The 23,384-nt window shown below is 51.4% G+C and carries 21 protein-coding genes; 8 read left to right on the plus strand and 13 right to left on the minus strand.

From position 1 onward, the window contains the following. Positions 1 to 141: 141 nt before the first annotated feature. On the plus strand, positions 142 to 2,313 hold the full coding sequence (locus SPIRS_RS17855) for a PAS domain S-box protein (RefSeq protein WP_013256086.1): 2,172 nt from the start codon (positions 142 to 144) through the stop codon (positions 2,311 to 2,313). A gap of 40 nt (positions 2,314 to 2,353) precedes the next feature. After that, positions 2,354 to 4,252 carry a PAS domain-containing hybrid sensor histidine kinase/response regulator gene (locus SPIRS_RS17860; RefSeq protein WP_013256087.1) on the plus strand — a complete coding sequence of 633 codons (1,899 nt, stop codon included), beginning with the start codon at positions 2,354 to 2,356 and terminating at the stop codon, positions 4,250 to 4,252. Between the two features lie 64 nt (positions 4,253 to 4,316). Here SPIRS_RS17860 and glpK read toward each other — a convergent pair whose 3' ends face one another. Further along, on the minus strand, positions 4,317 to 5,819 hold the full coding sequence (gene glpK / locus SPIRS_RS17865) for a glycerol kinase GlpK (protein WP_013256088.1): 1,503 nt from the start codon (positions 5,817 to 5,819) through the stop codon (positions 4,317 to 4,319). A gap of 24 nt (positions 5,820 to 5,843) precedes the next feature. After that, positions 5,844 to 6,596 (minus strand): MIP/aquaporin family protein, encoded by a 753-nt coding sequence (locus tag SPIRS_RS17870; RefSeq protein ID WP_013256089.1) that lies wholly within the window; start codon positions 6,594 to 6,596, stop codon positions 5,844 to 5,846. Between the two features lie 470 nt (positions 6,597 to 7,066). Here SPIRS_RS17870 and SPIRS_RS17875 point away from each other — a divergent pair, with 470 nt between their 5' ends. The 5 genes from SPIRS_RS17875 to SPIRS_RS17895 all read left to right on the plus strand — a co-directional run bounded on the left by SPIRS_RS17875 (position 7,067) and on the right by SPIRS_RS17895 (position 11,851). Then, positions 7,067 to 8,578: an NAD(P)/FAD-dependent oxidoreductase gene (locus SPIRS_RS17875; protein ID WP_013256090.1), complete on the plus strand. Its 1,512-nt coding sequence runs from the start codon at positions 7,067 to 7,069 to the stop codon at positions 8,576 to 8,578. Further along, positions 8,556 to 9,833: an NAD(P)/FAD-dependent oxidoreductase gene (locus SPIRS_RS17880; RefSeq protein ID WP_013256091.1), complete on the plus strand. Its 1,278-nt coding sequence runs from the start codon at positions 8,556 to 8,558 to the stop codon at positions 9,831 to 9,833. Before SPIRS_RS17875 ends, SPIRS_RS17880 begins: the two co-directional genes overlap by 23 nt. A gap of 92 nt (positions 9,834 to 9,925) precedes the next feature. Beyond that, entirely contained in the window at positions 9,926 to 10,210 is a 285-nt protein-coding gene (locus tag SPIRS_RS17885) for a DUF1667 domain-containing protein (RefSeq protein ID WP_245537618.1), read from the plus strand. A 115-nt stretch (positions 10,211 to 10,325) separates the two neighbouring features. Then, positions 10,326 to 11,309: a sugar-binding transcriptional regulator gene (locus SPIRS_RS17890; protein ID WP_013256093.1), complete on the plus strand. Its 984-nt coding sequence runs from the start codon at positions 10,326 to 10,328 to the stop codon at positions 11,307 to 11,309. A 71-nt stretch (positions 11,310 to 11,380) separates the two neighbouring features. Then, positions 11,381 to 11,851: an SRPBCC family protein gene (locus tag SPIRS_RS17895; protein ID WP_013256094.1), complete on the plus strand. Its 471-nt coding sequence runs from the start codon at positions 11,381 to 11,383 to the stop codon at positions 11,849 to 11,851. Between the two features lie 33 nt (positions 11,852 to 11,884). Here the strand turns inward: SPIRS_RS17895 and SPIRS_RS17900 are convergent, their stop codons facing one another. The 5 genes from SPIRS_RS17900 to yedE all read right to left on the minus strand — a co-directional run bounded on the left by SPIRS_RS17900 (position 11,885) and on the right by yedE (position 15,656). Beyond that, positions 11,885 to 12,820, minus strand: coding sequence for a RibD family protein (locus SPIRS_RS17900; protein WP_013256095.1), 936 nt, complete (start codon positions 12,818 to 12,820; stop codon positions 11,885 to 11,887). A 68-nt stretch (positions 12,821 to 12,888) separates the two neighbouring features. Next, positions 12,889 to 13,122, minus strand: a complete 234-nt coding sequence (locus tag SPIRS_RS17905) for a DUF3343 domain-containing protein (protein ID WP_013256096.1) — start codon at positions 13,120 to 13,122, stop codon at positions 12,889 to 12,891. Then, complete coding sequence (locus tag SPIRS_RS17910) at positions 13,119 to 14,324, minus strand: aminotransferase class V-fold PLP-dependent enzyme (protein WP_013256097.1); 1,206 nt, start codon at positions 14,322 to 14,324, stop codon at positions 13,119 to 13,121. The genes SPIRS_RS17905 and SPIRS_RS17910 overlap by 4 nt, the downstream gene beginning before the upstream one ends. Then, on the minus strand, positions 14,324 to 14,542 hold the full coding sequence (locus tag SPIRS_RS17915; protein ID WP_013256098.1) for a sulfurtransferase TusA family protein: 219 nt from the start codon (positions 14,540 to 14,542) through the stop codon (positions 14,324 to 14,326). The genes SPIRS_RS17910 and SPIRS_RS17915 overlap by 1 nt, the downstream gene beginning before the upstream one ends. 1 nt (position 14,543) lies before the next feature. Beyond that, positions 14,544 to 15,656: a YedE family putative selenium transporter gene (gene yedE, locus SPIRS_RS17920; RefSeq protein ID WP_013256099.1), complete on the minus strand. Its 1,113-nt coding sequence runs from the start codon at positions 15,654 to 15,656 to the stop codon at positions 14,544 to 14,546. Positions 15,657 to 16,004: 348 nt separating this feature from the next. Between yedE and SPIRS_RS17925 the strand changes: the two genes are divergently transcribed. Then, positions 16,005 to 16,580 carry a manganese efflux pump MntP gene (locus tag SPIRS_RS17925; RefSeq protein WP_013256100.1) on the plus strand — a complete coding sequence of 192 codons (576 nt, stop codon included), beginning with the start codon at positions 16,005 to 16,007 and terminating at the stop codon, positions 16,578 to 16,580. On the opposite strand, the gene SPIRS_RS17930 is transcribed toward SPIRS_RS17925, so the two are convergent. From SPIRS_RS17930 to SPIRS_RS17955, 6 genes are read right to left on the minus strand one after another with little or no spacing between them, the layout of a single operon-like run. Continuing rightward, positions 16,562 to 18,619 (minus strand): HTH domain-containing protein, encoded by a 2,058-nt coding sequence (locus SPIRS_RS17930; RefSeq protein ID WP_013256101.1) that lies wholly within the window; start codon positions 18,617 to 18,619, stop codon positions 16,562 to 16,564. The genes SPIRS_RS17925 and SPIRS_RS17930 overlap by 19 nt on opposite strands. Beyond that, complete coding sequence (gene ptsP / locus SPIRS_RS17935; RefSeq protein WP_013256102.1) at positions 18,616 to 20,337, minus strand: phosphoenolpyruvate--protein phosphotransferase; 1,722 nt, start codon at positions 20,335 to 20,337, stop codon at positions 18,616 to 18,618. The genes SPIRS_RS17930 and ptsP overlap by 4 nt, the downstream gene beginning before the upstream one ends. Beyond that, entirely contained in the window at positions 20,334 to 20,609 is a 276-nt protein-coding gene (locus SPIRS_RS17940) for an HPr family phosphocarrier protein (RefSeq protein ID WP_013256103.1), read from the minus strand. Before SPIRS_RS17940 ends, ptsP begins: the two co-directional genes overlap by 4 nt. A gap of 25 nt (positions 20,610 to 20,634) precedes the next feature. Next, a complete protein-coding gene (locus SPIRS_RS17945; protein ID WP_013256104.1) occupies positions 20,635 to 21,585 on the minus strand; it encodes a PfkB family carbohydrate kinase in 951 nt (316 codons plus the stop codon). Beyond that, positions 21,585 to 22,859 carry a zinc-binding dehydrogenase gene (locus SPIRS_RS17950; RefSeq protein ID WP_013256105.1) on the minus strand — a complete coding sequence of 425 codons (1,275 nt, stop codon included), beginning with the start codon at positions 22,857 to 22,859 and terminating at the stop codon, positions 21,585 to 21,587. The genes SPIRS_RS17945 and SPIRS_RS17950 overlap by 1 nt, the downstream gene beginning before the upstream one ends. After that, positions 22,856 to 23,341, minus strand: a complete 486-nt coding sequence (locus SPIRS_RS17955) for a PTS sugar transporter subunit IIA (protein WP_013256106.1) — start codon at positions 23,339 to 23,341, stop codon at positions 22,856 to 22,858. The genes SPIRS_RS17950 and SPIRS_RS17955 overlap by 4 nt, the downstream gene beginning before the upstream one ends. Between the last annotated feature and the right edge of the window lie 43 nt (positions 23,342 to 23,384).

Below are 23,384 nucleotides of genomic sequence, written 5' to 3' on the forward strand. Positions count from 1 at the left end.
TTTTTATTTTACTTCTTGTTGCATTTTTTTCCTGTGCGGTCGTAAACAAGGAAATGTACACTTTTCTTGCTTTTCACTTTGCAAGGTACTATTATAATAGATAGTTTAGATATTTTTTATATCCAGGAGGAACAGAGGCCAGTGGGAAACAAGGAGCCTCGGAACATTCTTCTGGTGGATAGCGATGGAATTATCGCATCGACCGGAAAAGAACTCCTTCAGCGGCACGGCCATAGGGTTACCACAGCACAAACAGGCCGGCAAGCCGTTACCATAATCAACGCCCATGAAGAAATAGAGATCGTCTTAACGGAGATTGATATCGATAGATCGATGAATGGGGCAGAGACAGCCCGTCAGATTCTTGCGCTCAGGGAACTGCCTATCCTTTTTCTAACAGACAGGCGAGACAAAGAAGCCCTTGACCTGATACGCGATATACCAAGTTATGGCTATATTCTCAAAGCATCCGGTGAATATGTTCTTATCAAAGTCCTGAACATGGCGTACGACTTCTTCCGAACCCAAAAAGAGCTCGTAAAAAAAGAACGCCTTTATCGTTGGGTAGCAGACAACAGCAGCGATGGTATTGCCGTTATCGAAAATCATAAAACAAATTTTGTATCTCCGGCCTATTTACAGATGCTGGGATGTACATCACTGGGCGATCGCGAGATATCCCTAGACGATCTATTCAAACGCGTTCATCCTGACGATCTGCCGAGAGTAAAAAACAATATCGCGGCCGCAATCGCAAACGGAAGCAAGCGCCTACGACATCGCTACAGGATCATCAAATCAGATGGTTCATATGCATGGATCGAGGATAATGTGGCACTATTCTATCATAACGGGCAATATCAATTTTCTATTATCAATGGAAGAGACGTGACCGAGTACCAGCTTGCGCGAGAGCGGCTCTCGGCAAAAGAGCGAGAGTACCGATCGCTTTTTGAAGGGGCCATTCACCCTATTATTATCTTCGACAGCAACGGGGTTATCGTCGATCTGAACCAGGCGGCGGCGGAAGATGTGGGAGCAGCGAAAGAACACCTTGCCGGCAAGGCCATTACTTCACTTTTTCCCGGCTTTTCCAGGGTATTGCTTGATCGTATTCGCAACTGCTTACAAACAAATAAAAAGATGGAATATACCGACACCGTGAAGTGTTCGGAAGGAGATGAACGACATTACACGAATATCTTTCAACCGACCCCGTACGAGGCGGGAAAACAGCGACTCGTTCAGCTCTTTGCCTACGATATCACCCAACATAAAAACGCAGAAATCGCCCTGCGAAAGAGTGAAGAACGGTTTAGCTATGCAATGGAAGCATCAAATGATGGCTTATGGGACTGGACCCTTTCTTCCAACGAGGTGTACTTCAGTCCCGCTTGCGAAGCAATAGTAGGCTATAAGCCCGGAACCCTGCCGCGAACCATTGCCTCATGGACAAACATGCTCCACCCTGAAGACCGGCCCACAGCAATTCAGGCACACCGCGATTGCATTGATAATAAAAGTGATACCTTCCGGCTTGAACAAAGGATAGTAAGTAAGGACGGGACCCTGCGGTGGATACTCTCAAAAGGCAAAGCCGTGGAACGGGATAAGAGCGGCAAAGCCCTCAGGCTTGTTGCCGTACATACCGATATAACCGAACGAAAACAAGTAGAAGAGAAACTGCGAAAGGCCCTGGATGAGAAAGACGCACTCATGAGGGAGATGAACCACCGAATCAAGAACAACCTTGCAATGGTCTCTTCCCTTATCAGCCTTAAAGAGTTCTCCATGGGCCCCAACAGCGATCTTTCGGATATCCGTTCCCAGCTTGAAGCGATCCGGACCATTCACGATAAATTGAGCCGTTCCAACAGTACGCTCAATATTAAGCTAAAAGAGTATATAACGGACCTCCTCACCCCGCTCTTTTTGACGGCTGCAAATATGGAGGTGGCATTGCACATCGATGTCCCCGAACTTCTCATTCCGGCAAAGACCGGAGTAGCCATAGGGCTTATCATTAACGAAGTAGCTACAAATGCCGTCAAACACGGTTTTATCCCTTCAGAAAAAGCTGAGTTCTCCGTCGTGCTGAAAAGGCTTGAAGCCTCGGATGATTTTCTGCTGATTCTTTCAAACAGCGGACGATCTTTCCCCAAAGAGATCGACTTCGATAACAGTCAAACACTCGGATTACAGTTAATCCGCAGCCTGACCGAACAACTGGGCGGAGAGGTAGAATTACGAAGGGAGCCATGGACCAAATTTCTGATAACTATTCCCCGACAGGTACTTGGCAGCAGTCAATAAATTGTTTGAAATGATGATATAAATCGATTACTATTTCGGTATGAATAATAATGATGATATTTTCAATCGTTTTATTCCGAAAGAGATCCAAAATTTTGTTCTTGAGAATTTGCCTGAGATCTGTTGTTATTTAGATACCGATCAACATATTGTCTGGGCCAATAAGGCAGCACGTAAAAATCTTTCCTTTGAGGCCTTCGAAGGGGAGAAGGTTTTTTGCGTTAACCTGTGGAGAGGGCAATCGGAAATTTGCCCCACATGCCCCGTGAAAAAGAGCCTGAAAACAGGCGAAATAGAGAAAGCAATCTTAGATCATGGAGCCAACGGCATCTGGGAGGTGGTTGCCTTCCCATTAAAAAACCCGGCAGGAAAGATCACCGGGGCAATGGAATTCGCCTATGATCAAACCGAGATAAGAAGGAAAGGAGAAGAGCTGGAAGAACAATACCAAAAATATCTGATGCTCTACGACAAATCTCCCAATCCGTATCAGGCCCTTGACCAGGAGGGGAATATTATCGATGTAAATCCTGCCTGGGAAAAGACCCTCGGCTATACAAAAGAAGAGGTAATCGGCAGATGGTTCGGAAGCTTTCTAAAGGAAGAGTACATCGAACGCTTTCGCAGCCAGTTCATCGCCGCTGATTCAGAATATGACGAACGAACGACCGAATATGAAATAAGAAAAAAAGACAGAACCTTTTTACGTATCGCAATGGAGGGGTGCATCAGATTTCCGCATGAACAAACCGGCATGACCAGCTATTGCGTCTTCAAGGACATTACCACTCAAAGAGAAATGCAGCAGGCCCTTGAGGTCGGCATATCGAGAGAAAAAGAGTTAAACAATAAGAAATCGATGCTTATGGCAAATGTTAGCCATGAGCTGAGAACCCCGCTCAACGGTATTCTTGGTTTTGTCTCGCTGTTGCAAAATAGGGTGAAGGACCCGATTGAGCTGGAATATTTAGAGATGATTCGTCATTCCGGTGAAAAGCTTTTGGACATCATCGAATCGCTGCTTACCCTCAGCTCGATAGAGCGCCGAAAAAACGACGACACCCAACGTCACTTTAATATAGATCATTTGGTTCGAAGTCTTGTCAGCATGTATGAATCGGATGGACGTAATGAAAGACTTCAGTACAAGGTAGTAGTGGATGAACGGCTAAAACGCCTTATGGGTGACGGTGACGCCGTCAGTCATATTCTCAATCAGCTGCTTTCCAACGCATCGAAGTTCAGCGAAAGCGGAGAAATTTCCTGCAAGGTATCCGCACAAAAAAAACAGATGGTGATAATCCTCAACGATCAAGGTATAGGAATTCCCAAAGAGGAGCAGGACAAGGTATTTGATCGTTTCTACCAGTGTGAACAGCCGATAACAAGAACCTACGGAGGCATCGGCATCGGCCTATCCATCGTAAAAGAAGAAGTCGATAGTCTCGGCGGAACCATCGAGCTGGAATCGGAATACGGGGTGGGGACCAAAGTAACCGTAAAGTTGCCCTGGAGCGAAGGGCTCCAGATCATCCGTCAGGAAAGCGAAACCGAGGAACCAGAGCATGCCATGGAAGGCCGAAGGATTTTGATTGCGGAAGATGAAATGATCAACAGGCTTTTCCTCTCCGTTCTATTGAAAAAAGCCGGTCATATCGTGATCGAGGCGAATAATGGAAAGGAAGCCGTCACCCAGGCAATACAGCATAAACCTGATCTTATTCTGATGGATCTCAGCATGCCGGTGATGGACGGAATCGAGGCTGCCAAAAATATCGGCATGAATAAGGAAACGGCCGAAATTCCCATCGTTGCCGTAACAGCATATGACAGTGATGAATATAAAACGAAGTGTAAAAGTGTCGGAATGAAAGGTTTTCTTGCAAAACCGGTGGATACCCACCAATTGTTTCATGTCATGGAAACAATGCTGAAATAAAAGGTGCTCTCCGGCAAAGCCGAAGAGACACCTTTTACACGAAAGCTTCGATACACGAAGTGTTTTACGCTTCGTCTTCCCACTTTTTTGCTTTTTCCACAGCCTTCTGCCAGCCCTTATAGAGCCGATTCCGATCCGCCTCACCAAGAGCAGGATCAAATCTTCGATCCAGTTCAAACGCGTTCTGAAGATCCTTCTGATCTTTCCAGAAACCTACTGCAAGACCGGCAAGGAACGCAGACCCGCGCGCGGTCGTTTCCACGATCTTCGGCCTGAGAACAGGGACATTGAGGATGTCGGCCTGAAACTGCATGAGGAAGTTATTCATGCTCGCACCGCCGTCGACCTTAAGTTCTTTGGTCTCGATGCCGGAGTCCTTTTCAAGACACTCGACGACGTCTCGTGTCTGATAGGCAATCGATTCAAGAGTCGCACGGACAATATGATCCCTGTTTGCACCCCTTGTCAGACCGACGATCGCGCCACGGGCATACTGATCCCAATAGGGAGCCCCAAGTCCGACAAACGCAGGAACCATGTAGACACCATTCGTATCTTTCACTTTTTGAGCAAAGTAGTTGGTATCAGCCGCATCGGAGACAATCTTCAATTCGTCACGGAGCCACTGTACGGCTGCGCCAGTTACGAAAATAGAACCTTCAAGTGCGTAGTCTACCTTTCCGTTTAATCCCCATGCGATGGTTGTCGCCAGTCCGGTATTGGAAGCCATAGGTTTCGTTCCGGTATTCATTAAGACGAAACTTCCGGTACCATAGGTGTTCTTTGCCATACCTTTCTCAAAACAGGCCTGCCCGAAGAGAGCACCCTGCTGATCACCAATGGCAGCAGCAACGGGGATCTTTGCTCCACCGAAGGTTTTCTCGGCAGTATAACCATAAACCTCACTGGAAGGGCGAACTTCAGGGAGCATTGAGCGAGGCACCCCAAGCTCTTTCAACATCCTTTCATCCCATTCAAGTTTTTTGATATTGAACATCAGCGTTCGGGAGGCATTGGAGTAATCGGTCACATGGGCCTCTCCACCGGTAAGGTTCCAGATGATCCATGTATCAACTGTGCCGAAAAGAAGTTCGCCGTTCTCCGCCTTCTCACGTGCACCGGGAACATTATCAAGCATCCACTTTACCTTCGTTCCTGAAAAGTATGCATCGATAACAAGTCCCGTGGTATCCCGGACATAGTCGGAAAGTCCGGCGGCCTTCATTTTATCGCAGATACCGGCAGTTCGGCGGTCCTGCCAAACGATGCCGTTCATGATCGGTTTGCCTGTCTTTTTTTCCCAGACAATGGCGGTTTCACGCTGATTGGTGATACCGATCGCGGCAACCTCATCCGGCTGGATACCGGCTTTATTGAGCACGGCCCGGGCAACACCACTCTGGGTACCCCAGATTTCCATCGGATTGTGTTCCACCCAACCCGGTTTCGGGAAGATCTGCGGGAACTCCTGCTGAGCGACGCTTACGATTTGCCCCTCGTGATCAAAAAGGATCGCCCGGTTGCTCGTCGTACCTGCATCAAACGCCATCACATATTTTTTCGCCATACAAACTGCCTCCTGCTTTTCTTTTTAGATTCCTGTTACATTGAGAAAGACTACCCAAAGAAGGCCACCAAGAATACCTCCAATAATCGGACCGATAATAGGAACAGTCAAACCATAAGACCAGTCACTTGATCCCTTTCCCTTAATAGGAAGTACAGCATGGGCAATACGGGGGCCGAGGTCCCTGGCGGGGTTAATAGCATAACCGGTAGGTCCACCCAGAGAAAGACCAATCGAAAAAATCAAGAAACCAGCAACAAAAGAAGACATTCCAGCATTCACTGTCCCGGAGCCACCCATTGTATGGCTGATCCCGAGGAGTCCTAAAACCAGCATTGCTGTGCCAACAATTTCCGTGACAGTGTTTCTACCAAGATTTCTGACTGCCGGTCCCGTAGCAAAAGTCCCTAACTTAGCAGCGGCATCATCGGTCGCATCAAAATGGTCCTTGTACGCAATGTAAACAAGAACGGCACCGACGAAGGCTCCCAGCATCTGAGCAATGATAAAGCCCGGAACCATTGCCCAAGGGAACATACCGATTGCTGCAAAAGCGATCGTGACTGCGGGGTTGATGTGCGCGCCGGAAACCCACCCAGTAATGTATGCAGCAAAGGCCACTGCCAGGCCCCATCCGGTAGCGATAACGATCCACCCACTGGAATTTCCTTTGTTCTTTGCGAGACTTACGTTTGCACAGACGCCATCTCCTAAAAGGATCAGCACCATTGTTCCGATAAACTCCGCAAAGTACTGTTGCATCGGGGTAAATGCCATTACCCACCTCCTAAAAAGTTTTTATCTATGCCCGGATAACATCCGGGAAGAGAAACCCGCCTCAGCTGAAAACCCGCTATACCGCACTCGCAATGCAGCCAATATGTAGTTAAGAAAGAAGACTGACAAAAGAAGTTGAACAAACGTGCCTGAAAAAAGAACATTTGATATGCATCGCTATAAAAGATGCTAAACCCGGCCATTTCATTTGTCAACGAAAATTTTACAGGGAGTTCCAGAAGGAACTACTGCGTTTCGTAATATAGAAATCAGTGGCAGTACGGGAGATAGCAAGAAAAGCAAGCAAGAGCGTTCTCTGAAAGGATTTCATTATTGTTAGCCTGACATTACACGGGCCAAATTGAACTAATGTTATTTTTTAGTTGACATTTGTTCACTAGCGCTCTACCCTAAACAAGGGCCCGAGAAATCCCACAACAAACATAAAAACGGGAGGAACGATAAAACTCATGGAGACCAAGAATTTTGACGTGGTTATCATCGGAGCCGGTATTGTCGGTTCAATGGTGGCCCGACGCTTATCGAAGTTTAAGCTATCGGTTGCGGTATTGGAAAAAGAGGTGGATGTCGGAATGGGACAGAGCACGGCAAACAGTGCAATTCTCCATTCCGGCCACGATCCCGAACCAGGAACGATGAAAGCCAAAATGAACAAACGCGGTAACGAATTGTGGAAACAGTATGCTCCCGAACTTGGCGTCGAAATCTGCGATACCGGCGCGTTGGTCGTGGCCATGAATCCCGAAGAAAAAAAACAGATTAAGGTACTATACGAGCGATCGAACGAAAACGGCATCGAGGGAGTGGAGATGTGGAGCCGGGCACAGGCCCTTGCCAGGGAACCCCATCTTTCCCCCGAATGCACGGGGGCATTATGGACACCAACAGCAGGCGTCATCGACCCCTTCGAAGGAGTGGTTGCGGCGGCGGAACACGCAGCGTTGAACGGTGTGCAATTCTTCTTCAACACCGAGGTGGAACATATGGTGGTGGAAGAAGGGAAACTAACGACCGTCAAAACGAACAGGGGTGATTTTCATGCCCGCTGGTTCGTCAATGCTGCAGGAATTCACAGCGATGAGATCATGCATATGGTGGGAGATCGTCCCGACTTTGTCATAACGGCCAGGCGCGGAGAATATATGATCTTCGACAAGGCAAAGGTCAAAGTCTCCAACGTTATTTTTCCCATGCCGACGGAAAACGGAAAGGGAATTCTGGTTTCGGTGACGGCACACGGAAATACCCTCATAGGCCCCAATGCCCACGCTATTGAGCAAAAAGAGGATACTGCAGTCACAAAATTCGGATTAAGCGAAATTCTCGAACAATCCAAAAAGGTAGTGCCCACAATCAGTGCGCAGGATGTCATTGCCACCTTCTCAGGCGTACGGGCAACCGGAAACTACTGTCCCGATGGCTCACACCGTGACTTTCTGATCGAAATCTCAAAACGGGTCAAAGGACTCATAAATCTTGCAGGAATCGAATCACCGGGTTATGTCTCCTCACCGGCAATCGCCGAAGAGGTCGAGCGGCTCCTTCGGGAAGAGGCGGGAGAATCCTTCGAGGAGAAAAAAGAGTACCAGCCGACCCGTCAGCCCCGCGTCAGGTTTGCAAAGCTAAGCCATGACGAACGTGCGGAGCTTATTAGGAAAAATCCGGCATACGGTCGTATCGTCTGTCGTTGCGAAGAGGTGACCGAAGGAGAAATCGTTGCGGCAATTCATGCGCCGATTCCTGCGGTGACCTACGATGCCATAAAGCGGAGGACCTGGCTCGGAACCGGACGCTGTCAGGGAAGTTTTGACTACCCGAGAACCATGGAAATTCTTTCCCGGGAGCTCAATATACCGATGACGGAAATTACGAAAAGAGGACCCGGATCGGTTTTTCTTTTCCGCAAAACCAAAGAGATAGTGGAAGCCGGAGGTACCGATGGAAACAACAAAGCAGTATGATGTAATTGTGATAGGCGGGGGGCCGGCGGGAATGGCTGCCGCCATCAAGGCCTACGAAGAGGGGAAGGGAAAGGTTCTCATCATCGAGCGAAACGACAGCCTCGGAGGGATTCTTCCTCAATGCATCCATAACGGTTTTGGAGCCGTTAATTTCGACAGGGACTATCCCGGTCCCCAATATGCCTATATGTACGAGAAGAAACTTCGCTCTTACGACATTGAAATCTTGCTCGATACGATGGTTTTGGAGATCAGTGCCGAAAAAGAGGTCTATGCCATGAACTCGGCGATGGGCTATCTCCATCTACAGTCAAAAGCCATTGTCCTGGCGATGGGATGCCGGGAACGAACCAGGTCACAGATACGATTACCGGGGACACGGGCAGCGGGAATCTATACCGCGGGAACAGCCCAAAGGCTGGTCAACATCGAAGGATACATGCCGGGAAAACGTATCGTCATTCTCGGTTCAGGTGATATCGGAATGATCATGGCCCGCAGATTCACCATCGAAGGAGCAAAGGTTCTCAGCGTGCTGGAACTGCAACCTTTTCTTACCGGCCTGCGCAGAAACTATGTACAGTGCCTTCAGGATTATGGCATTCCCCTTCACCTCTCCACCACGGTCAACAAGATCATGGGAGCCGACCGTGTAGAGGCAATTGAAACGATTCAAGTAGATGAACAGTACAACCCAATCGAAGGGAGTGAAGAAATCCTAGAATGCGATACCCTTGTACTATCCGTGGGTTTGATCCCGGAAAACGAGATATCGAGAAAGGCTGGTGTGAAACTTGATCGAAGAACAAACGGTCCGATTGTCGACAGCTATATGATGACCTCTATTCCCGGCATCTTTGCTGCGGGAAATGTCACCTTCGTCTACGATCTGGTCGATTATGTGAGTCAGGCGGGTGAGTTGGCAGGTCTCAATGCGGCACGTTATGCACGGAATGAACGTATTGATTCGCAGCTGGGAATCAGGTTGAAGCCGGGACGCAATGTCGGCAGTGTCGTACCGCAAAAAATCATGATCACGAAAAACGATGAGACGGGGACATCGATAACCCTACGGCCGAATGCCCTCATAGAACATAGGGTGACGGTCGAACTTAAGTATGGAGATGAAACAGTCGTCTCCTTCAAGGAGCAATATGCCCGCCCTGCGGAGATGATGTTTCATAAGCTGAAGGAAAAAGAGTTGGCACGTTTGGAAGAGATAAAATCAGGAGAATTAACGGCGGTGATATCATGAGTAATATTGAACAGAGAACCGATATATGTCTCCGGTGTCCCCGGGGATGTGAGATCCATACAGTTCTAAATGATAAGCACGAAATATTGAAAATGGAGGGGAATAATTGTAAACTGGGTCCGGAATATGTCAAACAGGAGATTGAAGACCCTCGGAGGATTCTCCCCACATCGGTCAGGGTTCGTAATGGTGTAAGGCCCCTTGCACCTGTTTGGACTCCACAGGCAATTCCCAAAGCCATGCTTCTTGAACTTGCAGCGGAGAGCAGGACCATTGAACTTGATGCTCCGGTGCATGTGGGCGACATTGTGCTGTCGAACTGGAAGGGGCTGGGTATAGATCTTGTCGCCAGCGGGGAGGTAGCGAGTAATACATAGGCGGGGAAGTACGAGAAACGAAAGCTTGGCCTTTTAAGTCGGGAGTACGGGACCCATCCTCCATTTGTACTTTGCAAAGCTTCGGAATCGGATCCTGTCAAACTGCGGAGATAATATGAGATCCCAGGAAAGCATTTATCAGGAAGCCTTACAGGTAGCTACATTATACTATTATCACGGCCTGACCACCGAGGCTATTGCCAAGGAAATGAATTTTTCCCGACCGAAGGTATCGCGGTTGCTCAGCCATGCCCGTCAAAGCGGCATGGTTGAAATTCGCATTGTAAATGTGGAAAACAAGCTGCTTCCTCTCGAACAGAGTATTAAAGATCACTTCGGGCTTGAAAATGTCCACATCGTTCCCGTTCCCAAGCTGCTTGGCGAGATGGTCTGGCTTGAGTATGTGGCGCAATATGCAGCCAACTATCTGAATGAAATCCTCGAACCGGGCTGTACCCTCGCCGTCGCCTGGGGAACCACCATCAGCGAAATCGCGGTACATCTTATTCCCAAGCGAATGCCGGGCATTACCATCGTTCAGATGAACGGTTCGGGTAATACCTATACCCCCGACAACCGCTATGCCGCAAACATTCTTCAGAAATTTTCCGAAAACTACGAAGCGAGTTATCTTCTTTTTCCCGTTCCCACATTCTTCGACTACAGAGAAACGAAGGAAGCCCTTTTCAGGGAACGAAGTATCAAGAAAATCATTGAAACACAGAACAATGCCGATATACTCCTCTACAGTGTAGGGGCCGTGGATGCCGGAGTTCCCAGTCACATCTACTCCAGCGGTTATCTCGAACCGGAAGACATCCAGTCCCTGGAAGAACAGGGGGTGGTGGGAGACCTTGCAACGGTTTTCTTCCGTGAAAATGGTACCTACAAAGACATCCCCATCAACCAACGGGCAAGCGGCCCATCCCTTGAACTCTACAAAAAGGCCCCTCGCGCCATTTGCGTGGTGTCAGGACGGGCCAAAATCCATGGTCTGCACGCAGCACTCCGGGCTGGATATGTGAAAGAGCTTATTGTGGACGAGCCGACCGCTCATCTCTTATGGCAGCGGATGGGTCACAGCCTGGACGATCTATAGATAAACAGAACAGGGCCTGATATGATGTTCATGGTCATAGACCAAATCAACTTACATCTAAGAGGTGGACCATGGGATATCCGGCGGCTCCGGCCAAAAAACATCCGACCGATCGCCTTGTTACAAAGACGGCAGATATTTCTGCCCCGATGCTTACGGTTTTCGAAGTCATTGAGGACATCAAACTCTTTGAACAGCTCGAGGAGAATGTTCGCAAGGTCACCATAACATCGGACATAAAACAGGGTCTCGGTATGAAAAGTCACTGGGATCTTTTCGATCCTTCCACCGGAGAGGCCTGGTATGTGGATGAAGAGTTCATCTACTACGAAAAGCCGAAACAACTTGCCTATATCGGGATAAATGGAGAGGGGAAGGACTATACCGGCGTGCACAACCTCTCCGAAAATGAAGACGGGACAACACATCTGCTCTTTAACGAACTCTTCCATTTCCCCATCGGAGACGAAATTGAAAACGTTGTCGAGGGCATGATGGCGAACGTCAAGCAGGAAGCAGAGAGACGTTCCGCCGGACAATAAAAGAGCAAGCCTTTAGCCGGGAAGTCACTCAAATCAGTCGGAAAAACGATAGCGCGTATAGAAAAAGGCATCGCTGTGGGCATGCATGGTCAAGACCCTTGCATGAGGATGGCTTTCCGGTGTAAACGAACCTAGCTGTTCGCCGATGGTTAATGCCTTTCCTCCGACAAAGATGCCGGAGGTATTGAGAAAGAGCTCATCAAGATCTCCGGAAGCCAGCAGCGAGGCAAGAAACGTGGGGCTCTCAACAAGGGCCCGCCGGATTCCCGCTCCGGCAAGGAGGCGTACCACCTCCGAAGAAAGGAGTTGGTCCCCTTCTCCCGCGGGAAGCAGGAGGGAGCGGTGCCAGAGCCCCTCTTTTTCCCCACCAAGATAGTGCGAAAGCTCTTCCCGACCACCTGAAAAGGGAATAAATCGATCGGGGTCTCTCTTTTTGAGGGCTGCGGCCCCGGAAGGAGAGAGAACCGTCACAACAGGGATAGTGTCATCTGCATAAATTCTATGATCAAGCGGCAGGTTCGCACCGCTGCGTGAAAGTATGACATGAAGAGGAACCGGCATTCTCCCTTCCACACAACGTTGCTCAAGCAGGGCGGGATCGAAGATCCTTCCGGTCAAACGCGGTTCCCGCTTGATGGTCAAACTACCCATGATCACCGCATCGCTTGCAGCCCGCAGGAGGTTGAGAATCCAGTAATCGCAGAGACCGCCGTCGGGGTCGTTTCTATTGCTTTTGGCAATCAAGGTTCCGTCGGGTGAGGCGGGAAATGCAATACGACCGTCGATCGACATGACGAAAGAACCAAAGGTGTAGCAACGGTCGGGGTGAACGGCAGGAAATTTGAGAGGGCCGTAAATTTCTTCCACCTTTGGACAGGAAAGAAGCGTTTCGGGAAGGCTTTCCCACTCCCTTCCCGTATAGATTCTCGACAATCGAAGCCGGTCGACTGGAAAGCGCTCTTCTTCCATCGGTCCCCCCTGTTGTACAGATGTATATACCAATTTCATCAAGAGTGTATGCTGCATAGGGGGATCTGTCAAAGGGGACCGTAGGGTTTTACCGCCTCAACGCCGACGCCGCCATCCCGAAGCAGGCTTTCCGCCCGTTCGCTATCACCGCTCTTGATTCTGATGCAACTGCCACAATCGGAACTGAGGTATCTGGGGACCGGTATCAGGCGGCAGGGGACCCCTGCTCCACTAAGCAGTCTCTCTCCACGAATGGCATGGCTGGTTGAGTGGACAAGCACCACTGCGTACTCTTCGTTCACTGAACCTCTCCCGAAAGCCGAGAAACGGCATCCACGGCACGATCGATATCTCCATCATTGGTAAAAGGCCCCACACCGAATCGGATGGTCCCTTCAGGAAAGGTCCCAATGCTTCGATGGGCGCTCGGGGCGCAATGGAGTCCGACCCGACATAGAATTCCGTATTCTTCGTCCAGCCGCATCCCAGCCTCGGAACAGGGCATTCCATCGATGTTAAAAGAGAGTATACCGGTACAGCATCCTGCTTCAGGCAAGGGGAAACCGGGCCTTCGATCGGGCCCATACAGCCGAATCCCCTTCATCTCAGCAAGAGCCTCGTACAAACGCATAGAGAGAGCCGCTTCCCGGCGCTGGAGTTCAACTACCCCCCGACCGCGTATCCATGTAAGGGCTGCAAGCAGCCCTGCGAGGCCGACGCTGTTCATCGTACCGCTTTCAAAACGATCGGGAAGGAATTCCGGTTGCGTCTCACGCTCGGAACGGCTGCCGGTGCCTCCCCGTATCAAAGGCTTGATGGTATCCACCGGTACGTACGGTCCGAACAAGGCCCCGCCGGTGCCGGTAGGGCCAAGGAGCCCTTTATGTCCCGTAAAAACAAGGATATCCACCCCATCGTGTTCCATATCGATGGGTATGCTACCGGCACTCTGGGCCGTATCGACAAGAAACAGGGGGTATTGCGTACCAAGAGCCTTTCTTCTCTGCCGAACGACGGCACCGAAGCGGCCTAGGGGCTGTACCGTGCCGGTGACGTTCGAGGCGTGGTTCACAACAACAAGCTTGGCAGGCTTTTCCAGGGCAAGCTCCAGCTCCCGAGGATCGGTACGTCCTTCCGCGTCGCAGGGGAGGGTTTCTACGGTAACGCCCTGCTGCTCGAGAAAACGTAAGGGCCGCATCACAGCATTGTGTTCCATGGAGCTGACAATCACCCGGTCTCCGGGGATAAGCAATCCCCGGAGTACCAGATTAAGGGCTTCGGTAACATTGGACGTAAAAACCACCCGCATGGGATCCTTAAGACCAAAGAACTCGGCAAGGGCCTCCCGGGTGTCGTAGACGATTCGCCCCGCCTCCAAGGCAAGACGGTGCCCGGCCCGCCCCGGGCTGGCACCTACGTCGGAGAGGAAGTCGGCCATGGCTCGGGCGACCTCCGGCGGCTTCGGCCAGCTTGTTGCACCGTTATCAAGATAGAGAGGGTCCATCAAGCTTTTCGAGATATAATCATCCGGAATTCGTCACCTACCGCTTCGACCTCAACCGAGCAACCCATTTTCGTTGCCATACGCTTTACATTCTCCCGGCTGGTAACCGTCTCGACCATCACCTCAGCCGGAAGACGCCCCGCCTGGATGGCCTTTCGCACCAGGATAACGGGTTGGGGACAGCTTAATCCCCGTGCATCCAGTTTTTCAAACTCCATACTATTCCTCCCTCATACGAAAACCGACGAACAAACAGAAGATCAATCCGATAAAGACGGCAATCACACCCGCAGGGCCGATTCCTCCCACCTTCAAGACCCCGTCCGCCATAGAGTCGGGAGATCCCGCCAGAGAGAAATTATGGCTAAAAGCAGCCCCTGTTATCATCCCCAAAACAAAGAGAGAAGCATCTCCGTCGCCCTCTCCCGAAAGGAAAAGCTGTCGTCCCGGGCAACCACCGGCAAGGGCAAAGGCAAGGCCGGCAAGCACCATGCCCAGGAAATTCCAGAGATGACTACTATGGGCAACCGGCATGCCGACAAGCCCCGGATGAAATTGTCCAAGAACGAGATTCATGAGAAAGGCGGCAACAACAAGGGCTGCAACCCCGCTGATCAGGTGACTGTCCCCCATGATGATAAGATCCCTGATAGACCCCATGGTGCAGAAACGCGTTCGCTGTGCCAGAAAACCAATCAACAAGCCTGCAGCAAGGCTGATAAACAGGGGAGCAAACATCGATCCAGGCCCCTTCTCACTGAAAAAGACGGCCCCCCCGCCCAATTTCGGCGCAGCAATGCGCAGAATCAGCAGAAAGACCATAAAGGCGGGAAAGACCCACCCCACCACTGCCCCGCTTTTGTGGGAACGACCAAGACTATAACCCCGCTTCAGGAAAGCCACTCCAATGGCAATACCCACGGTAAGTCCGGCAATGCCGGTAACAGCATTCAAATCTCCCGCTGCCAGTCGCAGTAAAGCACGCCAGGGACAGCCAAGGAAAACAAGGGCGCCAATCATTGCAAAAACACCCAGAAAAAAGCGAACCACCGGTGCCGAACCGCTTCTTGAACGGAATTCTCCAAACAAAAGCGCGGCCACCATGGAACCAAGAACAAAGCCCATGATCTCGGGCCGAAGATACTGGACGACGGCTGCACGATGAAGCCCGAGGGCACCGGCGATATCACGCTCAAAACAGGCGACGCAGATGCCCATATTCGGCGGATTTCCAAGAAACTGAAGCAGAGCCGCAATGATACCGATAAGAGCTCCGGTAACGATAATACCGGTCCGGGATGCGAAAAAGAGTGTTGTCTTTTCTCCTCTCATAGATTCCTACCTTATGTGTAATGTTCGGTTTTACCACACCATACCATACAAACAGCCATTGTACAATTAATAGCGTAATGGGAGTGTACTGTCCGGAATCCTGGTGGTTGAAAGGACACACTTTCTTTTTCCGCAGGCAATTGAAAGCCAAACTATGAGAAAAACCATGCACCGACAGAAATGAAAGAAATTTACCGGTAAAGGGAGTCACAAACCACCAGGATTCCAGACACTAAGATATCAACTGAACATCAAGGAATCGTGAAATGAGCACGATACACACGATGGAATCGATAAAAACCCGTTAAAGACATTTTCTCCAAAGTGATTTTTCGGTACAATGGACCAATGTCGTCATTATTGATCATCGGCATAGCCATAGGCCTTTCTATGGACGCCTTTGCCGTAAGTCTTTCCAGCGGATGCGGAATGCCGGACGCAAAACCACGTCATGTCATTATCGTTGCAGCATCTTTCGGCCTTTTCCAGGCCGTAATGCCGATAGCGGGATGGTTCGGGGGAGCCATGTTCCGCAAGCAAATAGAAGCATGGGACCACTGGGCCGCCTTCGGACTGCTAACGATCATTGGGGTCCATATGTTTATTGAAGGGTATAAAAGCACAGCATATTGTGAAGACCCGGAGATACGTCCGGCAAAGGAGATCCTGCGTCCGACAAGACTTCTCCTTCTTTCTATCGCAACGAGTATCGATGCCCTGGCAGTAGGCCTCTCATTTTCCTTGGCCGGTTACTCCATCTTTCCTGCAGCAATTGTAATCGGAATCGTCACCTTCCTTCTTTCGGCTCTCGGGGTGAAGGCGGGGGGAAAACTCTATCATCTTCTTGAAGCCAAGGCTGAATACGCCGGAGGTATCATCCTCATTGCCATCGGCATGGAAATTCTCTACACCCACCTTTCGTGAAAATCACTAAAGCGCCGCAGGAGATAGGACTGGATTTCGGATCGTTCACCGCTTTTGAGCAAGCGGCAAAAATCTTCCGAATCGGCAGTCAGAATAACCAATTCCGATAGGGCTTTCGTCTGCCGCTGCTCGGCATGGGCGGGAGCAACAAGTACCAGCAACACCTCTCCCCCCCTTGCATCACGAGGCCGTAGAATACCGGCCTTTGCTTCACGGACCCCGGCCGAACGGCAATGGAGGACCCTGATCCCCTGATCTTCAAATCGCAACGAACCATAGGATTCCCTTCGCAAAAAATCCGTTTCCAGCTGTCGCCTATTCAGACAGACATCGGCTACCGCATCAACGGCGGCTTCGACAAGATGCCGATCGTCGTTTTCTTCATATACGGTAAGAAAAAAGCCGTCGAGAATCCGGAGAAGGGATGAAAAGTCGACCGAAGAATCCCTGCTGCACTCTTCGGAAAGGTTTGTCGCATGCGTAGAAAGGGGGATTTCCGCAATGGCACGGCGCAGGCGATCGCGGATAATATCAGCGCTTTCATCCCCGGATATCTGCAACAAGCGACCGGAAAATCCGCGTATGGGATAGGTAGAGATCACCAAATCCCAGGAAGGTTCAGCCTTTCCAAGTCCGGCTGCCTGTGCGGGATCACACCAGGCTGCATCAACCATCCCCCCGGGAGGCAACAACTCACGTACGAGGCTTTCAATATATCGGGACATACCAATGCCTTCGAAGCAAACAACCCTCACACGGATACCACCATAACGGCGGCATATCACCCGTTCGACCCCTGCGGAGAGGGTGACAGCTGCATTCCGAAGCTCGGACAAAAGTCGTGCAAAATCGGGAATAGAAAGGAAGGTGGAAAGCTCAAGGCCGAACTCCCGTACCAGGGTCAGGGAATAGGGATCTCCGACATCTTCTTTTGCCTGATGGCCCTCCGGGCGCCAAGAAGGTACGCCAAAAACGATGCGTCTGATTGCAGCGGCAATCATCAACTTAAGATGGGAAAGCAATTCGTTATCCTCGTGAAGCCATACCCCCTGCTCCTCTTCAATAGTGGTAAGGGTTCTCTCTACGATACGATCGACAGCATCGAAAAGATCGGTAAGCAACAGTGACGGGGAAGGCGTGGAAAGCTGAACGATCTCTCCTGAGGCGAGGATACGCGCAAGCTGAACAAGTTCGCCCTGGGGAAGGGTCTCTCCAAATAAACGGTGAAACGCCAAATCACCGCAGGACCGTGCCGCTTTTATGTAGATACCAGGCAGAGGAGGCATCCGGGACGGAACATCCAGCGGGTCTCGGAGAATACCGCCTTCGGAAATTCGGCGATGCGAGACAAAAAGATAGCAAAAGAGAATCATTAAACTGGGGGGAGAGAATTTCGCGCCCAATACATCCTCGGCTTTGCCAAGGGCATCCCGCAGGCCCCTGGCAAGCTGGTCGATGCCGAGGATGCCAAGGAGCTTTCGAGGTGCATGAGATTCCTGTTTGCTAGCTGCGGGATAAAAGAACCCCATGCCTTCCCGAGGCAGCAAACTGGGAAAAAGACGGGTGAAAAGCTTACGAAGCGCCCATTCATCTCCGCAAAGGCGAACGCCCACCCCTTTCCGGCGCTCAAGGTAGCTTGAACGAGGCAGAAATAATTCGATCTGATCAAGATCATTTCCCACCGAAGAGTCACTGACGAAAAAGGTATGGGACAGTTCTCCGTATTTGATCCAGCGCCCTCCGGTAATGAGATAAAGGAGAATCATAATCGGTCGCTTCTCGGATTCGACCTCAAGGCGCAGCCCAGCATAGAGATCATCCGCATCCAGCCGCCCCGACAGCGGAGATGAAATTCTCACCCCAACCCCTCGTTTCCGTTCCAAGGGAATCCCCCGCAGGGCCAAGAGGTGTTCCAATCGTTGCAGGTCTCGGTGAATCGTCCTGACCCCGGCCCCCGACTCCTCTGCAATCTTATCAATCGTCACCCAATCGTGATTGGCAGTGAGGAGCTTTAAAATGGTGCCGACTCGTTGTTTCACCCATAGACCTCCAACCACCGTCGATACGAAGAAGCAAGTAAGGGGGTAATAAAAGCCCTCGCCTGATCGGCGGATTCGCAGGATAGGAGCTGCCCGTGTAATTCATCAAGCTGTTTCCGCGACACTGCCGCACAAGCCGCTTTTAACTCGGGGATGGCATTGATGCTTGCACTAAGCTCATCAACACCGAGGGCAAGCAGGGCAATGGCAGTTTCAGGATGGCTTGCCATATCTCCGCAAACCCCGACGGGAATCGCAAGCTCGTGGCAGAGCTTCACAACCCGATCGATGGCATGAAGGACCGCTGGATGAAGCTCCTGATACAAATGGGCAACGGCGGGATTGCCGCGATCAACGGCAAGGGTATATTGAACAAGATCGTTCGTACCGATACTGACGAAATCGATTTCGGGGGCCAGTCGCTCAATGGTCATGACGGATGCCGGGGTCTCCACCATGATGCCCATCCTCGGCATGGTTTCGTCCTGGGGGGCAAGGTCCTTAAGCCTCGAGCGGACCATCCTGATCTCTTCGACGGAGATCACCATGGGAATCATTACCTTAATGGGAAACCCTTCTGATGCAACCTTGGCAATAGCGATTAGCTGATCATCAAGCGAGCCGCTTCTGGCCCTCTGGTACCTGATACCACGCAGTCCTAGAAAGGGGTTGTCTTCCGCAGGAGCGGTTGCATAGGGCAGGGGTTTATCGGCGCCGCAATCCAAGAGCCTTACAATAACGTGCTCCGGTTCTACGGCAGAACAGACACCTCGGTACTCCTCTACCTGTTGGGAAACAGTGGGAAAATCAGAATAACGCATAAAGATAAATTCGCTGCGTAACAGGCCGACCCCTTGGGCCCCATATTGTTTTGCCTGTTCAGCATCCCGCTTTCCCCCGACATTGGCGGCAATGGTTACGGGAGAGCCGTCGGCTGTCCTTGCTTCCGTGGAGGCCGACCATACCATACGCTCTTGTTCCGTACGCCGTTCACGCGCCTTTCGTAACATAGCCTCTTCTATCTTCGCTTCGGTCACCTCGGTATCGACTACACCTCTATCGCCGTCGACGATGACAAGCTGGCCGCTGCGAACCCCTTCCACCAGTCCGGGAACCCCTGTCACACAGGGAATGCAGAGGGAACGGGCAAGAATGGCGGCATGGCTTGTTCGCCCCCCTTTTTCGGTAGCGATGGCCACAACCTTTTCGGTATCAAGCCGTGCGGCCCCGGAGGGAGTCAGCTGTTCGGCAATGACAACGCAGGAATCAGGGAGGGCTCCGGGATCGGAGATCGACCCATAATAGATGGCCTCGGCAAGACGCCTTCCGATATCCAGGATATCGTCGGCCCGTTGCCTGAAGTAATCGCTTTCAAGCTGGCGAAACTCCTCGGCGGTCTCTTCTGCAAAGTGCATCACAGCCGTTTCCGCCGCCATCGCTTCGGAAAGGATGATGGTTCGGACGCCTTCTTCCAGATCTTCCCCGGTCAAGAGCTCAAGATGGCCCTCGAATATCTCCGCATCCTCCTTTCCGACCTTAAATCGGATACGATCGGCAAGTTTTTTGTAATAGGCTGCGGCAATCCCGATTCCCTTTACCAGCCGATCCAACTCCGACTCAGGCTCTATGCTCAGGCAACCGGCGATGGGAACCTCACGTTCCCTGAGAATAAACACCGCACCTGCTCCGAGCCCTGGAGAAGCGGGAACACCCTTCATGATTGCCCCTCCCCTGCAGGCCCCTCTATCAGAAAGCGCTTCAGTGTATCCATTGCACCTTCTTCATCCTCACCATCGCAGATCAAAAGCACCTCATCCCCCCGGACCACTCCCATTTTCATGATCTTCAAAAGGCTGGTACCCGGTGCCTCTTTTTCACCCTTTCTGATAGTAACGTGGCAGCCGAGCTGCCTCACGAGCTGGACAAATTTGTTGGCGGGTCTTGTGTGTAACCCCTCTTCTGATTTCACGATTATTGTTTCTTCCAACATGATCATCTCCTTGTTCCGGCCCCTCTCATGGAGCAACAATGGTGCCCGGTCTGAGAAACCGGGTATTGAGCGACGCCATTTCCGCCGCATGAGCAACAGCGGAAGGGAAATCGGCTCCGGTCGTCAGCGAAAGAGCGAGAGCTGCAAGAAAGGTGTCTCCGCTCCCAATAGGATTCATAGGCAGGGTTGTGGCAACAGGGAGCTCTCCGCCCCGCTCTTTTCTCAGGTCATAGTAGAGGACGGACTTGGCCCCTCTTGTGACGACAAAAGAACAGCCTCGACGCTGTGCCTCAACGGCAAGAGCACCCTTTACATCGGGCCCGGCGCCGAAGCTTTCTTCAAATTCCTTCCCGTTTACCTTTACGACGACTCGGGAATCTTTTTCCTTGGATCTCTCTTCTGTTGCCTCGGCAACTGCGCCAAGCACGGCAAGCATATCGCCACCGGTCATATCGAGGAAAAGGGGAAGACCGAGTGTGACGGCCCGACGAGCAATAGACTCCAGAACCTGCCGCCCAATAGTTCGGGGACGGCTGCCGGCAATCAAACAGAGATCACTTGAGGGAAGGTGGCCGAGCCCGCGCTCCAAAAGTTCTTTGCCTAGCCAAGCGGGTACGGGGTTCGCTTCACCAATGATCAGTTCAGTTGCAGCCTCTTGCCCTTTTTCTACCTTTTCCTGATCGATCAGGGTAACGGCCCAACGCGTCCTTCCCGGGTAGGGCACGGCATCAAGGCGAATTCCATCGGCCTCCGCCATCTGCCTATAGTAATCAAGGCTCTCATCCCCGAGGGGAGAAAGCAATAAGGGAGAGGCCCCCAATTGAGAGGCGACTCGACAGCTGTTCGCAGCCTTCCCTGCGGCAGCCTCGATATAGTCAATCGCCCTGATTACGCTCTCGGCCCTCAGGGAGGGGATTCTCACCACTCTGGAAAGAGCGGGACTCACCCCTACAGCAAAGAATCTCGGTCCGGCCATCACATATCTTCCTTCAAAGCCGGAGCATGTTCAAAAATCCACTGCTCCGCTTCCAAAGACCAAAGGCCTCCGTTTTTCCCGACTATCTCACACAGAGGCGCAAGCCACGGCTGTTTTTCCGCCTCCCCGGAAAGCTCGTCGAGGGCAAAGAGTGGGAAATCATACTCCGTGTAGATCAGTTTCTTTCCGCCGGGTAGCTTATCCAGGGCAAGGGTCGCCTCGGGGACGGCAGGAAGCCCACCGACATGGGAGACCAAGGCCTCTGGTCTTATCAAGCCGTCCTCCATCAATTCCAGGGCCTCCCGCTCATCATCCGCGGTTCCACCCGTCGTCCCGATCACATGGTGATCAAAATAGTGGACCCCGTAATAATTCAAGGCCGCCGAGAAATTCTGATCTGTCGGACCGGCAAAGAAATTGATACAGCCGTTAAAGGCAAGCAGTCGATTTGCCTGTTCCAAAAGCGGAGCACTTGCAACCATAACCAGGATATCATCAAAACCGTTTCCCCCGGAAAGATTTTTTAACAGCTCTTCGTTTTGCTCTTCCTTAAGAGGATTGATAAAGAAAAGCTCAATGCCCCGTTCAATCGCAACGTGTCGAAAAATTTCCTGGGCCCTGGCGATTCGGGCATCATCGGCATCGGTAACGACAAGGCGCTGAGGACGCTGGGGGCCTGCAAGTGCGTAATCGATAGCAGCCAGCCCCATGGGACCGCAGCCTCCGATGATTGCCATCTTGCCTCCGTTGCGAATCCCCATAAAATGGCGATGGGACCGCCTGTCGCTGCGAAAAAGGCTGCGGCAGGCACCGATAACGCAGGAGTAGGGCTCGGCAAGAGCAGCACGAAACTGCTCCTTGACGGAATGGACAAGCAGGCAATCCACCTCCATCAACTCCGGAGGCAAGATCACATAGGTTGCGTCCCCTCCGCAGTAGGCATAGGAATACCCCGGGGAATCCATGCTTCCCTTGTAGTTGAGGGCCGGCTGGATCGTGAATTGATCCCCTGCCTTGTAGCGATCGGCCCATCGTTTTCCAACCTGCACCAGCTCTCCCGCACACTCATGTCCCACCAGAACGGGGTGCTTGTCCACATCGGCCGGTACCCGCTTGTGTTCGGGACCGAGCTTGGCCGCTTTCAGGGTGCTCATGCAAAGGGTATCGGCTCTGACCTTTGCAAGGATTTCATCCTCCCCGATGTCGGGGAGATCAAAAGGCTCTACCCGAATATCCATCTTTCCATACAAACGCGCTCCCCAACTTTTCATCATTCCAACTCCCCGGCCTGAAAAGCCCGATCAAAATCTTTTAAAACGGCAATCACCTCGTCCCGATTGGAAGAAGCCCGCAGTCGCCCTATGTACTCGTCGCTGTCGCAGAGTTCCGCAACCTGGGCAACCACCTCTTCGTTGTGCTCTTCCCTATTTACCGCCCCGGCGAAAATCAACATATCGACAGGATCGTTTTCTTCATCCCCGAACGCTACCGGTGTATGGAGCATGACAAAGGCGTAACCTGTTTTCAAAACGCCGTTTTCCGGCTTTGCATGGGGCATGGCAATTCCTGGTGCCACAATAAAATAGGGGCCAAAGTTTTTATGGTTTTCGATGATGGCGTCGATATAGCGACTCTCGCAAAGTCCTGCATCGACCATCATCTTCCCTCCCGATCTGATTGCCTCTTCCCAATCTCTTGCAGCAACACCGGTGGCAACGGTTCCGGCATCGACAAGTCTCTGAACAAATGACGGCATGATACTATTCCTCCTGTAAGCCCTTCACAACGATGAAAGCGGG

Source organism: Sediminispirochaeta smaragdinae DSM 11293 (genome assembly GCF_000143985.1).
Classification (GTDB): Bacteria; Spirochaetota; Spirochaetia; order DSM-16054; family Sediminispirochaetaceae; genus Sediminispirochaeta; species Sediminispirochaeta smaragdinae.